Source organism: Flagellimonas sp. (assembly GCF_965222555.1).
Classification (GTDB): domain Bacteria; phylum Bacteroidota; class Bacteroidia; order Flavobacteriales; family Flavobacteriaceae; genus Flagellimonas.
In genome coordinates, this window is record NZ_CBDCUG010000005.1 from 1,575,662 (window position 1) to 1,589,192 (window position 13,531).

Annotated in this window: 13 protein-coding genes; 2 read left to right on the forward strand and 11 right to left on the reverse strand. The window is 40.8% G+C overall.

Translation table 11 applies throughout. The annotated features are described in order from the left end of the window. Nucleotides 1-15 precede the first annotated feature (15 nt). From ACOQO1_RS15485 to ACOQO1_RS15525, 9 genes are all read right to left on the reverse strand, one after another. On the reverse strand, nucleotides 16-825 hold the full coding sequence (locus ACOQO1_RS15485; protein WP_420603789.1) for a hypothetical protein: 810 nt from the start codon (nucleotides 823-825) through the stop codon (nucleotides 16-18). Further along, complete coding sequence (locus ACOQO1_RS15490) at nucleotides 815-1,864, reverse strand: DGQHR domain-containing protein (RefSeq protein ID WP_420603790.1); 1,050 nt, start codon at nucleotides 1,862-1,864, stop codon at nucleotides 815-817. Before ACOQO1_RS15490 ends, ACOQO1_RS15485 begins: the two co-directional genes overlap by 11 nt. A gap of 236 nt (nucleotides 1,865-2,100) precedes the next feature. After that, entirely contained in the window at nucleotides 2,101-2,385 is a 285-nt protein-coding gene (locus ACOQO1_RS15495) for a type II toxin-antitoxin system YafQ family toxin (protein ID WP_420603791.1), read from the reverse strand. Nucleotides 2,386-2,394: 9 nt separating this feature from the next. Beyond that, the gene (locus ACOQO1_RS15500; RefSeq protein WP_420603792.1) at nucleotides 2,395-2,631 is read right to left on the reverse strand and encodes an Arc family DNA-binding protein; all 237 of its coding nucleotides are present in this window, start codon (nucleotides 2,629-2,631) and stop codon (nucleotides 2,395-2,397) included. A gap of 347 nt (nucleotides 2,632-2,978) precedes the next feature. Beyond that, nucleotides 2,979-5,048 (reverse strand): TonB-dependent receptor family protein, encoded by a 2,070-nt coding sequence (locus ACOQO1_RS15505; RefSeq protein WP_420603793.1) that lies wholly within the window; start codon nucleotides 5,046-5,048, stop codon nucleotides 2,979-2,981. A gap of 36 nt (nucleotides 5,049-5,084) precedes the next feature. Then, complete coding sequence (locus tag ACOQO1_RS15510; protein ID WP_420603794.1) at nucleotides 5,085-6,185, reverse strand: Gfo/Idh/MocA family protein; 1,101 nt, start codon at nucleotides 6,183-6,185, stop codon at nucleotides 5,085-5,087. Nucleotides 6,186-6,227: 42 nt separating this feature from the next. After that, nucleotides 6,228-6,782: a cysteine hydrolase family protein gene (locus tag ACOQO1_RS15515; protein ID WP_420603795.1), complete on the reverse strand. Its 555-nt coding sequence runs from the start codon at nucleotides 6,780-6,782 to the stop codon at nucleotides 6,228-6,230. 34 nt (nucleotides 6,783-6,816) lie between these two features. Next, nucleotides 6,817-7,278: a hypothetical protein gene (locus ACOQO1_RS15520; protein WP_420603796.1), complete on the reverse strand. Its 462-nt coding sequence runs from the start codon at nucleotides 7,276-7,278 to the stop codon at nucleotides 6,817-6,819. A gap of 66 nt (nucleotides 7,279-7,344) precedes the next feature. Next, nucleotides 7,345-7,863 (reverse strand): hypothetical protein, encoded by a 519-nt coding sequence (locus ACOQO1_RS15525; protein ID WP_420603797.1) that lies wholly within the window; start codon nucleotides 7,861-7,863, stop codon nucleotides 7,345-7,347. 127 nt (nucleotides 7,864-7,990) lie between these two features. Here ACOQO1_RS15525 and ACOQO1_RS15530 point away from each other — a divergent pair, with 127 nt between their 5' ends. After that, nucleotides 7,991-8,755 (forward strand): exodeoxyribonuclease III, encoded by a 765-nt coding sequence (locus ACOQO1_RS15530; RefSeq protein WP_420603798.1) that lies wholly within the window; start codon nucleotides 7,991-7,993, stop codon nucleotides 8,753-8,755. A gap of 64 nt (nucleotides 8,756-8,819) precedes the next feature. Next, nucleotides 8,820-9,860 carry an NADP(H)-dependent aldo-keto reductase gene (locus ACOQO1_RS15535; RefSeq protein ID WP_420603799.1) on the forward strand — a complete coding sequence of 347 codons (1,041 nt, stop codon included), beginning with the start codon at nucleotides 8,820-8,822 and terminating at the stop codon, nucleotides 9,858-9,860. 1 nt (nucleotide 9,861) lies between these two features. Here the strand turns inward: ACOQO1_RS15535 and ACOQO1_RS15540 are convergent, their stop codons facing one another. Beyond that, nucleotides 9,862-12,018, reverse strand: coding sequence for a PQQ-binding-like beta-propeller repeat protein (locus tag ACOQO1_RS15540; RefSeq protein WP_420603800.1), 2,157 nt, complete (start codon nucleotides 12,016-12,018; stop codon nucleotides 9,862-9,864). Between the two features lie 68 nt (nucleotides 12,019-12,086). Next, nucleotides 12,087-13,448, reverse strand: coding sequence for a DNA repair protein RadA (gene radA / locus ACOQO1_RS15545; RefSeq protein ID WP_420603801.1), 1,362 nt, complete (start codon nucleotides 13,446-13,448; stop codon nucleotides 12,087-12,089). Nucleotides 13,449-13,531: the final 83 nt, after the last annotated feature.

The window sequence follows — 13,531 nt, forward strand, 5'->3', positions numbered from 1 at the left end:
TTGTTAGAAATGGGTTTACTCAATCAATACTTTCATGACATTATTAATCTTTAATTTATTCAGCCTTTCCCTTAGTATCTTTTTCTGTTCTGTGTTAAATGGATTTGCTAACCCATTGTCCTTGGCATCTTTAATGGACAGTTCTAATCTTTTAATAGGAAGCGCTAATATAGCATGGTCCTCTAAGAATGGATAAATAAAATCATCATCATTAATATAACTTTTCAACAGTTTAGTAAATTTACTAATAGGGTAATTGGATTTAATTTCTTCCCAATAATTCGGGCATGCAGGTTCATAGAAGGTTGGGAATTTATAATTTATTTCTTCTCTTTTGCCTCTAAGCCATTCGTAGGAGTTTTGAGACCCTATATCATTTGATTGAAGAATATCTGTTTCTGAATATTTTTTTTTGAAAAGATAAATGCTTGAATTATGATCCGATTTGTGCTTCGCAGGAACCTTTGTCAAATTAGAGGATTCGTCAATGTCAATATGATACATATCTCTTTCTTTTCTAAATAAAAAGACATTCCTAGAACATAACGATGATTTCAATAAATAAAAACAAGAATAATAGAGATTAACAGTTGGCCAAGAGTAATATTTATCTCTAAATTTTTCAATAGCAATTAGCAAGCTAACAGTACCCTTGAATAACAAACCTCTAACATCCTCATTTTTTACATTTATTAATTTTTCTTTATCAGATTGGCTGAACTCGTAATTTATGATATTAGTATTTCCTAAATCACCTACTGATGTTAGTAAAGACGTTGAAAGTATGGTCTCTACCTCTATTTGAATCTTATTCTTAGAGGTCATACTCTGTTTGGTCTGGTAATTCAAGAATTAAGAAAGTGGACAAATGGTCTTTAATTTTTATTCTGGCTGATTTTCCATCCATCCCCTTAATTTCAGCTTGTAAAATCAAGCCAACTTCATCTAGTCTCAAAATGTCTTTAAATGTTTGCTCACTAAATGATTTTCTCTCAATACACTTAACAAAAAGTGAATCAATGAAACATTCAAAGGCTCCAATAAACCCTGCACTTTTTAAGAATGGATTTTTGGATTTATCAAGCCACCAACCTTTCTTATCGTAGTAGGATTTGATTGCGTTGTAATAATTTAATATTATAGTCTTTTGAGTTTCAAAATTGGTGATATTGTATTTATAGAATACCGAAGAATCTGAATCTAGTTGTTTTTTTAAAGTAGATACTACAGTTGAAAGTCCAATTGCTCCACTTGGAACTCCTGGGTACTTAATGAGGTTTTTGTATGGAGATTCTTCTCTTGTATGTAAGGCATCGGCAATATCCTTTGCCCTAACAATTGAATGTTCTTTATTTTTCTCCACGATACCAAATAAATCATAAATCAAACTTTTAGGAACCGGTTTTTGCTCTGAATTTATATTCAGAAAGATTTCTGCCGCTTTTTCTGTAGTAAGATTTTCAGTAATAGAAACTAAAATTAATTTGTTTCCGATGGAATTTTTTTCGCTAATTGCCTCGCTCAAACCAGCTAGCCTATGCTGTCCATCTATAACTTGGGCAGAGTCTTCTGCTATTGGGATTTCTATTTTACCATTCAGATATGATAAATGATGTTTCGTATTTGTCCAATTTAGGATAAAGGTGTTAAAAAATATTCGCCCCTGAAGTACGTAATTCTTTATATCTAAAATTCTCTTTTTGTTAAGTGGACGTTGGATTGCGCCTACTTCTTTATCTTTACCTCTGATAGCAACATAATGTAATTTGACTACATCTTTGACTTTCATTTGTTGAGTATAGACAGTTACATTTCCAAATTTTGTTTTGAGTGAATCTGATTTATATTTTGCTATTCTTGCCATATTCTAATGAGCGGTTTTATTGCTGCTAACTTTTTATTTAGACACGCGATACATCCATACACTTTCAAATATAACGTATAAACTTATACGTGTGTAAGGGATATCTGTAAAGTTTTGTGTAAGTAACTTTGTATGGGTATGGTGGTTTTTTTGTTCCGTAGTATGCTTCTATCTCGCTCAATAACCGCACTCAATGGACATGCTCAGTGCTTTCGCAGGAATGAAAAAGACTGGGTTTAACGTCCAAACAGTTCTGAATGCGAACCAATCCGCACTAAACGTATAACATTTGGAGATTCAAACTGGAACCAGATGATCAGTAGGTCAGGTTTTATATGGCATTCCCAAAGGTCCTTAAAGTTGCCCTTTAGCCTATGGGGCAACATTTTATCCGGTATGCCGGCCACACCATCTTGTTGCAGCATTTTTAAGGTTGCTCTGGTCAGTTGGTCATTTTTGGGGTTTTTGATGACTTTTTTCAGGTCTTTTTTAAACTGGCCTGTAATAACAAGTTTATACATTGATCCACTTTATAGGGAATCCATAAAAGTGTCAACATCCTTTATTTCTTCCAAATCCTTGCCTTGCCTTGCCTCTGCAATGGCGGCTTTTGTTACTTTGTTTGGGATGTTCCCAACATCTTTGTAGAGCAGCACCTCAATATAATTATTGAGACTTCGATGCTCTGCGGCAGCTTTTTCCTTTATCATTTCGATTAGCTCCACATCAAAACGAAAGGGAAATTGTTTCTTTTTTATTGCACCCATATTGTATGTGTTTATGCTAAAAAATACCCTCGGCGCATTTTGGAAATTTATCGGAATTAAAGGCCGTCAGTTCGAGTTTTTTCCAAAGGAAAAAGTATCGAGAACACAGTTTTTGCTTTTAAAATTCTGATTCTCGATACAGTTTTTCAAGGCTTGGCCCTGAAAAACCACTCGAATTGACAAATTTTTATCAAAATGCACTACAGATTAAAAACAAAGATAGAAAATAACAATATGCTATACAAATGACATAATATTGTTATTATTGTGCGATAAATGCATAATCAAGAAAGGGATTCCTGCCTTCACTTCGACAGGCTCAGTGTGACACGCAGGAATGACAAACTTTAAAACAGATACCCCAATTTCACCCCTCCGTAAAAGTTTCTATCATTACCGGGATAAAAATAGCGGGGCAGGGCACCACCAAAACCAACTGCATTGATCAATACACTTTGGGCATAACGGGTATCAAAAAGGTTGTTCACACCAATATTCAAGCCCAAGGAAAAATGGTTGGAGAGTTGGGCCTCGCACCCCAATTTGGCATTGAACACGTTAAAAGAATCACTGCTCAGACTGTTGGCATCCGTCAACGGAATCTCGTCCACAAATTGGTGGATCAAGTTCAATTGAAAACCAGCGGTGTGTTTTATATCCACTCCGGAACTGATCCGGTGCTTGGGTACCCCTGTCAAAGGATTGCCTGAAAAATCATCGTCCCCATCTACAAAATCCACAAAACTATGATTGCTCAAGGTGTAGTTAAGGTAGGGATAGACCTTAAGGTCTTTACAAAGCTCAAATACCGATCGTGCGCTGAGTTCCAAACCTTGGTGGCGGGTCTCGCCCGCATTGCGACCAATAAATTGGTCTTCGCCCACGCGTTGGGCCACCAACAAATTGTTGATGTCCATATGATACAGGGACCAGTCCAAAAATAGGCGCTCATTAAAAAGTGTGGCCATTCCGCCAAGTTCATAATTGGTTCCCGTCTCCTGGGCAATATCCGGATTAATGACCCCGTCAGGCGTCAAGGTCTCCTCCAAACTGGGGTTGGAAAATCCACGGCTTACATTGGCATACAGCTTTCCACTCGCAAACAGGTATTGCAGTCCAAAACTGGGAAGGAGAATGGCATCAAAATTTCGGTCGGCGGAGGTGTTGGCACCTCCTTGGTTGAACAGATCTTGGAAATTATAATTGGTCTTGTTCAGGTTGAGCCCTAATTGGGCCGAAAACCGGGTTGTGATGGTGTGGGTAAGCGTACCGAACAGGTTAAACTGCCTCCGGAATTCGCTGTTATCGCTTAAGCGGTCACCCTGCAAGCTACCATTGCCATTGTTATCGCGAAACAAGTTCTGGAAGGTGCCCCAATGGTATTCGTCCTTGTACAGTTCGCCGCCAAAAGTGTACTCAAGGCTTCCTGCCATGCCCTTAAACTGGCTCCGAACACCAAATCCGTTGGTAAATTCATCCAAAATATTGAAAGGGCGAGGTTCATAATGGTCCAAATAGGTGTAAAAAACACTGGTGGTATTTTGTAAGGAAGTGTTGAACTCGTAGGTGTGGTACAGCCCGGCGAGCACATACTTGTTAGCCTCAAAACCTTCTGCGGCCAGCCAATTTCCAGCGGCACGGGTGGGATCTTCGTCAAAATCGGTCTGGTTCAACGAACTTGGAATCTGTGCGGTGTAGTCAATATAATTGACCAACAGGCCCAATTTGCTTTTTTCGCTGAGGTTAACATTGGTGTTCAGCAAAAAACCATCACGATCAAAACTGTTGTTCTGTCTGTAGCCATCGGTTTCAAAATGGTTGTAGCTAAAGGTGAGGTTAAAATTTTCTTCGGAATGTGTAAAGGATAGATTCTCTTTCAGCATTTGATACGATCCCACGGTAAAGGAGTTGAAGAGTTTGGTCTCGTTCGCTTCATGTTCTTTGGTATCGAGCAGAAGGGCCCCACCCAAATTGGTGCCAAAAGCGGTGCCTTTGGGTCCTTTAATGACCTCAATTTTACCCAGATTCTCCAAATCGAAAGCTTCGATGGTGGAAGAGCCTGTTCCGTTGGTCACTGGAATACCATTAAAATACATGCGGAGCTTATCGGTGCCGAAAGGCGTACGCGCACCCACGCCACGGATAGTGATTCGGTTGGTGTTGAGTGCCCCGGAGAGCACATACACCCCAGGAATCTGATTGACAGCAGAGGAAATGTCTATGGGGTTGAACTTTTCAAAGGTCTGCGCATTTATAATGGAATAGGGAGTGATTCCCGTAGCATTTCTGATGGTGAAATCCTCAATGAGAATAATTTCATCCAATTGGTTCACAGAATCTTTTTGGACTTCCTGGGCAAAAAATGGAAGGGTAAAAAACAAGAAAACAAAAACAATAGGGGCTTTTATATAGGCCATAGGTTGCGTTGTGGTTGAGATTGATTGATGAAGTTATTATTTTAAGGTAATTGTTTTTCCTGTTTGGGCACTTTCACGGGCGGCATCCAAAATTTCCATGACCACCAGATTGTTTTCCAAAGAGGAGAGACTATATGGTCGTAACCGAATCTTATTGTTTACAACTGCGGCCAGCAGGGTAAAGGGGTCGTTGTAAGGAGATGGTCTTTCTTCCAAAGTGAATTTTTCCTCATGATAACCATCATAGCCCTCCGCAATGCGAAGACGGAGTTCATTTCTGTTATCGGCAAAGAGTGCACCGATCAATCCGTATAACTCCATATCCTTACGACCAATGGGCCAATTCCATGATGCTTGGATGATGGCCTGGGCATCATCATAAGTAAGTAAAATGGTCGCCTCATCGTCTACCTTCGGATTGTTTTCAGGTTGTAACTGTTGGGTAACGGCGGTTACCGTATTGGGTTTCTGTCCATTCATGAGCCAAGTGGTCAAGTTGGCCCCGTAGCAACCAAAATCCGTAATGGCTCCCCCGCCATTTTCAACCGGATCTTGGAGCCAGTCCAAAAACTCTTTGTTGACGCCTATTTTAACCGGTCCTTTATGTCCATCCCTAACAATAATCTTTCTGAGCCTTCCAATTTTGCCATGGTTCAAGAACCGTTTGGCCATATGGTTTGTGGGATACCACGAAGTTTCATAATTGGTCAATAGATGGATATCATGTTCTTCGGCAAGGGCGGCCATTTGCTGGGCGTGGTCCAAACTAACTGCCAAGGGTTTTTCCACCATTACATGAATGCCCAATGGAGCACAGGTCTGTACCACTTCCAAATGATCATAAATAGTTCCGAAGGCTGTAACGGCCTCGGGTTTGGTTGCGTAGATCATTTCTTCCAAACTGTTGAAAACCAAATCGATGGAATAGCCATACTGATCAGCATAGCGTTGTGCCAGCTCGCGATTGGGTTCCACCATTCCCACAATCTCTACATCTCCAATATCCTCACGGCCCAAAATCCAATGCACATGGGTATGGGTAAGTCCTGCCACGCCAATTCGCAAGGGTTTTTCTTGGGACAAGCCATTTGGGGCAAACAATACAAAACAACAGATGAGAATAAACGAGCGAAACATAGGGTTAGTTGGTTCAAAATCAATATCCCATAAAAATAAGAACTAATCCTGAAGTTCCTTCAACACGGTCGCGGTATCTTTTATGATGGCAAATTCATCTTTAAGATTGGCCAAGGCCGTATTGTGGATGAGTTCGGCGCTGAATTTTTGTCCATTGACCCCAATTTTGTCAAAGGCAGCGGTGGCATCGGAAATTAAATTGACCTGAAAACCGAGGTTGGCCGCCATTCGGGTTGAGGTGGAAACACAATGCTCGGTGGTCAATCCAACAATGACTACTTCTTCAATGCCTTTGGATTTGAGTTGGTCTTCCAGAGGTGTTCCTATAAAGGCACTGTTCACACTCTTTTGAAATATAGGTTCATCTTCCAAAGGTGAAACTAAAGGATGTAAAGCATTTCCTGGTTTGGATGGATGAAGCGGCGATTCCGCATTTGTGGAACAATGTTGAATATGAAAGATAGGGAATTTTTTAGCTCTAAAAAGCCCGAGAATTATTGCGGCATTGGCTTCGGCATCGGGATTGTTACGCTCGGTTCCGTAGTAATCGGTTTCTTGTAAACCTATTTGGATGTCTATTAATAGAAGGGCTGGCATCTGAAAAATAGATTATTGACGCTAAAGATTGATACTAAAACTGAAGTGCCAATCCAAAACCTTGTCTAGAAGGGACCAATTTAAATGCTGTTTTTTTGGTAAGACCTTCGTTATACTTTAGAATTGATTTCTTTTTTTGGCTGTTTGAGATTAGGGCAAAAGTAACGAACGACCCAAAGGAACCCAGCACCCCAAGGAATGGCCCGGTTATATCTTTGTCGTTTGCTTGATTATTTAATTGCCAAGCAAAGAAACCCAATTCGGCAACCCCGGATATGTAAGCCAAAGTGCTGGTTGTTTTGGATTTTTTCCAATAAGAATAGGACTCTTCATTTTTTTCCAATAGGGAAATCAAATCCTTTTTTGTGATCCGTTTATCATCCTGATAATATTGATAGCCCCAAAAACTGGGAAATATGGTTATTTCTTGAGCACTTAGTTTTGTGGATAGCAAGCATAGAAAAAGAGGTAAAACAATCAATTTTTTAACACCCATTCTTTTTTGGTTTAGAGGTTTTTTAATGGGATTAAAAATAAAGGATATTTTGATGATGGCAACAATTTAAAACCTAAAACCAACAGATAAGCCGCCTCTATACATAAAGGTATCTTGAAAATCATCAGGGTTGATGTTTCGACCAAATCCGCCAAAGATTTCCAAGGAGAATCTTTGGCTTCGGGTCACCCATTTATTACCCAATCCCAGTCCGAGTGCCACCGTGCTATAATCATTGTTTCTGGAACCAAGATTATCTTGGGAGGTTTCATCTTCACCGGTATAATACAGTCCAAAGGCTTCGGCAAAGAATCCGCTTCTGGGTTGATAACCAAAATAGGCCCTAAAGTTGGGTCCTATTCCAAAATTGCCATTGTAATCGGTTGCATCATTGTCAAAATAAAGGGTTCCCCCAACACTGGTGTCTTCACTGAGGTAATATTCATACGAACCTTCTACCGCTGTGGTTGCCAAAAAAAGTCCAATGTTGAACTTTAGTTCATTACCGGAATCTAAATTGGGATAGGCCTGAGCGTTCAAGAAAAATCCGGAAAGCAATACTCCAATAAATACTAATTTTTTCATAACCACGATTTTAAATCCATCAAGGATAATCAATTAATGTTCCAAAAATCAAATTTAACCCACAAGGATTAAATAGAATCATTTTAAGGAGCCAAAGACAATGGTTATTTTTAGTGAAAATTTGAGCATGAAGATAGTATCGTACAACGTAAATGGAATTAGGGCGGCATTGAACAAGGGTTTTATGGAATGGCTACAAGCTGTTGACCCCGATGTGGTCTGTTTACAGGAAATAAAAGCCATGAAGGAACAGGTGGATGTTTCTTTGTTTGAAGCTGCAGGGTATAATCACCATTACTGGTTTAGTGCACAAAAAAAAGGGTATAGTGGTGTGGCCTTGCTCTGTAAGGAAAAGCCTGATCATATTGAATATGGTACTGGAATAGATTATATGGATTTTGAAGGTCGAAATATTAGGGCCGATTATGGGGATTTGTCCATAATGAGCATGTACCTCCCATCAGGAACCAATTTGGATCGTTTGGATTTGAAACTTACCTATATGGCGGATTTTCAAAAATATGCGGACACGCTAAGAAAAGAACGCCCAAATCTTGTCGTTTGTGGGGATTATAATATTTGCCACGAGGCCATCGATATCCATGATCCCGTGAGAAACAAAAATGTTTCCGGATTTTTACCCGTGGAACGGGAATGGATCGGGAACTTTATGAAAAGTGGATTTATAGACAGCTTCAGACATTTCAATAAAGAACCGCACAATTATACGTGGTGGAGCTACCGGGCCAACGCTAGGGCCAACAATAAAGGATGGCGTTTGGATTATGGTATGGTGAACGATTCATTGAAGGACAGATTGAAGCGGTCTGTTATTCTTTCAGATGCCAAGCACAGTGATCATTGTCCGATTCTTCTGGAAATAGAAAAGTAAGATTAGGTTTAAGATGGCAAAAAATGGATTGATTATTTTAGCCAACTGAAAAATGACTAGCTAGATGAAATATACCAGACTACCACATACCGATATAAAAGTCAGCAAGATTTGTTTGGGAACCATGACCTGGGGAAGGCAGAATAATGAAGAAGAAGGACATGAACAGATGGATTATGCGTTGGACCAGGGCGTCAACTTCTTTGATACCGCTGAGATGTATCCCATTCCACCAAAAAAGGAAATCTATGCGGTAACCGAAGAAATAATTGGGAACTGGTTCAAAAAAACCGGAAATCGGGATAAGGTAGTGTTGGCAACCAAAATTGTGGGAAGGGCAGATTTTGCCAAGTATATCCGAACAACAGGGTTTAGCAAAGATTCCATTATCAGTGCTGTGGATGGAAGCTTGAAACGTCTGCAGACCGATTATATTGATCTATATCAATTGCACTGGCCGGAACGGAACACCAACTTTTTTGGGCAACGTGGGTTTAATGCACATTCCATAGATCCATGGGAAGACAACATACATCAAGTATTGGAAACCCTTCGCGATTTGATTGCGGAGGGAAAGATCAGACATGTGGGATTGTCCAATGAAACGCCATGGGGAACCATGCGTTATTTGGAAGAAAGCAAAGTGCACCAGAGTCTACCACGAATGCTTACCATCCAGAACCCGTATAGCTTATTGAACAGGTTGTTTGAAGTTGGACTTTCTGAAATTTCTATGCGGGAAGATATTGGACTTTTGGCATATTCTCCGCTAGCTTTTGGTGTGCTGAGCGGTAAATATTTGGATGAAATAGCTCCAAGAAAGGCAAGATTGACGCTGTTTCCACATTACGATCGTTACAGTGGCGAAACAGCTAAGGTTGCAACCCAAAAGTACAATGAGTTGGCAAAGGAGCATGGATTAAGCCTGGCGCAAATGGCATTGGCTTTCATCAATACAAGACCTTTTTTGACCAGCAACATTATTGGTGCTACAACCATGGAGCAGTTAAAGGAGAACATTGATAGTATTGATGTTGACCTTTCTGATGAGGTGTTAAAAGGAATTGAAGAAATCCATAATTCCATTCCAAATCCGGCTCCCTAATTTAATCTAAAGCATAAGCTCTGTATTCGTCGCCTGATGGGGTTCCCATTTTACCGCCACCGCAGGCGATAACCAAATACTGCTTGCCATCAACCTCGTAGGTAGCTGGGGTGGCGTATCCACCAGCGGGTAATTTATCCTCCCATAACAGCTCACCGGTTTTCATATGGAAGGCTCGGATTTTTTCATCCTTTGTAGCAGCAATGAACAGGACCCCGCCAGCCGTAATCACAGGACCTCCGTAATTTTCTATTCCTGAAACTGGAATGTTGGGGTCATTTAGTTGTTCTTCGTGGCCTAATGGGACTTTCCACAAATATTCTCCCGTGTTTAAATCGATGGCATTAAGTGTTCCCCATGGTGGCTTCACAACAGGAAACCCTCTGTCATCTTTAAAACGACCAAATCCTGCCATGGCGTAAGGAACTTTTATGGATGTTTCCTCAACCCTATGATCGGTTGCTTCTGAAATACCAGAGATAAAGGTTGAAATGGCGCGTACTTCATCATTGGATAAATTGGGCATTCCGGGCATTGCACCCTTTCCTTTTTTAATGATAATGGCTATCGAATCGACAGAAAATCGTTCTTTCACCGTTTTAAGTTCAGGAATTCCGGTCAACCCTTGCAGCTCTCCTCCATGACACCGAGCACAGTGGATTTGAGTCAAGGATTGCCCAATATTGCTATGTTCCCCTTCTTTTTCCTGGATTTCCTTCATACGAACAATCCATGCCATTTCATTGGAATTAACATACATTATTCCACTTCGGGGATCCAAAGCCGCACCTCCCCACTCGGCACCACCATCAGCTCCTGGATACAAAATTGTTCCCGTAGTATCAATGGGAGTAAATTGTCCCTTCGAGGTGATTTCAACAAATTTTTCCTGAACTGTTGGAGGGTTTGTTTTTTGATTTTTATCTACCAGATCATCTACAAATGAGGGCCTGTTGGGGTCATATAAATCTGCCTCCGTCAGCAATTGACGAGCGAATGGTTTTGGTTTGGTAGGTAGCGGTTGGGTTTTATAGGTTTCTTCTCCTTTTAACGGGGAAGAAGGGTACGGTTTCTCCTCAATGGGAAACAAGGGTTCTCCAGTAACCCTATTAAACACAAAAACATGACCACTTTTGGTAACTTGGGCCACCGCAGGGATTTTCTTTCCATCCCGTTCCATTGTAAACAAATTGGGTGGTGCGGGTAAATCTCTATCCCATAGATCATGATGGACCATTTGAAAATGCCATAGACGCTCTCCGGTTTCGGCAGTTAAAGCCAACAATGAATTGGCAAATAAATTGGCCCCAGACCTATCGCCACCATACCAATCAAAGGCCGGTGAACCCGTAGGAACATAAACAATACCTCTTTCAATGTCCAGAGCCATGCCCGCCCAACTATTTGCGCCACCCACCTTTTTATAGGCGTCTTTTGGCCAGGTGTCATATCCAAATTCATTGGGTTGAGGGATGGTATGAAATATCCATTCGATTTCACCCGTTAACACATTATAGGCCCTAACGTGGCCAGGAGAAGAACCAGGACCTTCCCCGACCAGTGTTCCTTGAATCAACAGATTTTTGTAGATGGTACCGGGGGTTCTGGTCATTACGGATAGCTGCTCTGTATTTCTGCCAAGCCCCTTCCTTAAATCAATGCTGCCATTATTTCCGAAGGAAGAAATTGGTTTTCCATCCAAAATATTGATAGCATATAGATTATGTTCTGAAGAGAAAAAAATACGACTTGGATTTTCATCAGAGGATTTCCAGTAACTTAATCCACGACTTAACCCAGCGCCCGAATTGCCTTTTGAAAAAGGGTTGAATGTCCAGATTTCCTTGCCTGTTTTTGCATTGATGGCAAACAAGCTGTTAGCGGCATTTACACCATAAAGGGTACCGCCAACAATCAATGGATTTGTTTGGATTTGAGTTGTTCTGCCGCTTTCGCCTCCTCCACTCTTATAACTCCAAGCCAATTTTATGTTGGTTACATTGGAGGTGTCTATTTGTTGCAAGGTTGAATAATGTGTCCTTTCAGGATCACCTAAGTAGTGCTGCCAAGTAGTATGATGATCTGTATGCTCAGCGATTTGACCACATGAAAAAGATATTGAACAGGCTAAAAGAAGAGGAATTCTTACCAATTTCATTTTGAAACTTTCTTAAATATAAATGATAAGGTGTTGAAAAACAGTATTCAAACCTAAAAACTGCGGTTTTAACCAAATAATCCCCTGACCACATCCTCGATTTTGGAAACCAGATGTACTTGAATGTTGGTGTTCTTCAGTCCAATCTTGTTGTTTTTGGAAACATAGATTGCAGTGAAACCCAGTTTTTCAGCTTCAAGTATGCGTTGGTCCACACGTTGAACCGGTCTTATTTCACCTGCAAGTCCTACTTCAGCGGCAAAACAAACTCCTTTTTCAATGGAAATGTCGGCATTGCTGGAAAGGATGGCGGCCACAACGGCCAAATCAATGGCGGGGTCATCCACGGAAATTCCGCCGGTAATGTTCAAGAAAACATCCTTGGCGCCCAGTTTAAATCCTGCCCTTTTTTCTAAAACGGCCAAAAGCATGTTCAATCTTTTGGCATTGAATCCGGTAGCTGATCGTTGTGGAGTTCCATAAACCGCAGTGCTTACCAAGGCTTGGATTTCAATCAATAAAGGACGCATGCCTTCAACCGTGGCTGCGATAGCGGTTCCGCTGAGGTCTTCCTCATTTTTTGAAATCAACACCTCGGATGGATTGTTTACTTCGCGAAGTCCGCTCCCCTGCATTTCATAAATGCCCAGTTCGGCCGTGGAACCGAATCGGTTTTTCAAAGAACGAAGAATTCTGTAGACATAATTCCGATCTCCCTCAAATTGAAGCACGGTATCTACCATATGCTCCAAAATCTTGGGTCCGGCTATGGTGCCGTCTTTGGTAATGTGGCCTACGAGAATTACCGGGGTATTACTCTCTTTGGCAAACTTGATAAGTTCGGCCGTGCTCTCCCTGATTTGTGAAATACTTCCGGCCGCGGATTCAATGTAATCCGTATGTAATGTTTGTATAGAGTCTATAACTACAATATCCGGCTCAAGTGCAGCTATTTGCTGAAAGATATTTTGTGTCTTTGTTTCAGTAAGTACAAAGCAGTTTTCACTATTGGGGTGAATACGATCCGCTCGCATTTTAATCTGCTTTTGACTTTCTTCACCTGAAACATATAGGGTTTTATAGGAAAGTTTTAAGGCAATTTGCAATAGCAATGTGCTTTTTCCTATCCCCGGTTCGCCTCCCAAAAGGGTTAAGGAGCCTGGTACCAAACCCCCTCCCAAAACCCTATTGAATTCCTGATCTTGGGTATCTAACCGTAGTTCTTTTTCATTGGTTATCTCCGAAACCCTTAAGGGTTTTGAAACTTTCTTTGCTAGGGTGGAATCGGTTTTCCAACTTTTTTTGTCTTCTTTGTGTACCACTTCTTCCACAATGGTGTTCCATTGTTTACAGGAAGAACATTGCCCAGTCCATTTAGGGTATTGGGAGCCACAGTTTTGACAGAAAAAAGCAGTTTTAGTCTTGGCCATTCGTTTAAAAAGAAGAGCCTAAAGATATGGAATTCGATGATGGGACGAATGGATTTTTGGATAGTTGGACTTTTAACTATTGA

Bases quoted from the DNA above. Each gene is read 5' to 3' on its own strand.
- ACOQO1_RS15495 (WP_420603791.1), bottom strand. From the start codon at position 2,385: ATGTATAAACTTGTTATTACAGGCCAGTTTAAAAAAGACCTGAAAAAA.
- ACOQO1_RS15530 (WP_420603798.1), top strand. From the start codon at position 7,991: ATGAAGATAGTATCGTACAACGTAAATGGAATTAGGGCGGCATTGAAC.
- ACOQO1_RS15520 (WP_420603796.1), bottom strand. From the start codon at position 7,278: ATGGGTGTTAAAAAATTGATTGTTTTACCTCTTTTTCTATGCTTGCTA.
- ACOQO1_RS15490 (WP_420603790.1), bottom strand. From the start codon at position 1,864: ATGGCAAGAATAGCAAAATATAAATCAGATTCACTCAAAACAAAATTT.
- ACOQO1_RS15535 (WP_420603799.1), top strand. From the start codon at position 8,820: ATGAAATATACCAGACTACCACATACCGATATAAAAGTCAGCAAGATT.
- ACOQO1_RS15510 (WP_420603794.1), bottom strand. From the start codon at position 6,185: ATGTTTCGCTCGTTTATTCTCATCTGTTGTTTTGTATTGTTTGCCCCA.
- radA (WP_420603801.1), bottom strand. From the start codon at position 13,448: ATGGCCAAGACTAAAACTGCTTTTTTCTGTCAAAACTGTGGCTCCCAA.
- ACOQO1_RS15540 (WP_420603800.1), bottom strand. From the start codon at position 12,018: ATGAAATTGGTAAGAATTCCTCTTCTTTTAGCCTGTTCAATATCTTTT.
- ACOQO1_RS15515 (WP_420603795.1), bottom strand. From the start codon at position 6,782: ATGCCAGCCCTTCTATTAATAGACATCCAAATAGGTTTACAAGAAACC.
- ACOQO1_RS15505 (WP_420603793.1), bottom strand. From the start codon at position 5,048: ATGGCCTATATAAAAGCCCCTATTGTTTTTGTTTTCTTGTTTTTTACC.
- ACOQO1_RS15500 (WP_420603792.1), bottom strand. From the start codon at position 2,631: ATGGGTGCAATAAAAAAGAAACAATTTCCCTTTCGTTTTGATGTGGAG.
- ACOQO1_RS15525 (WP_420603797.1), bottom strand. From the start codon at position 7,863: ATGAAAAAATTAGTATTTATTGGAGTATTGCTTTCCGGATTTTTCTTG.
- ACOQO1_RS15485 (WP_420603789.1), bottom strand. From the start codon at position 825: ATGACCTCTAAGAATAAGATTCAAATAGAGGTAGAGACCATACTTTCA.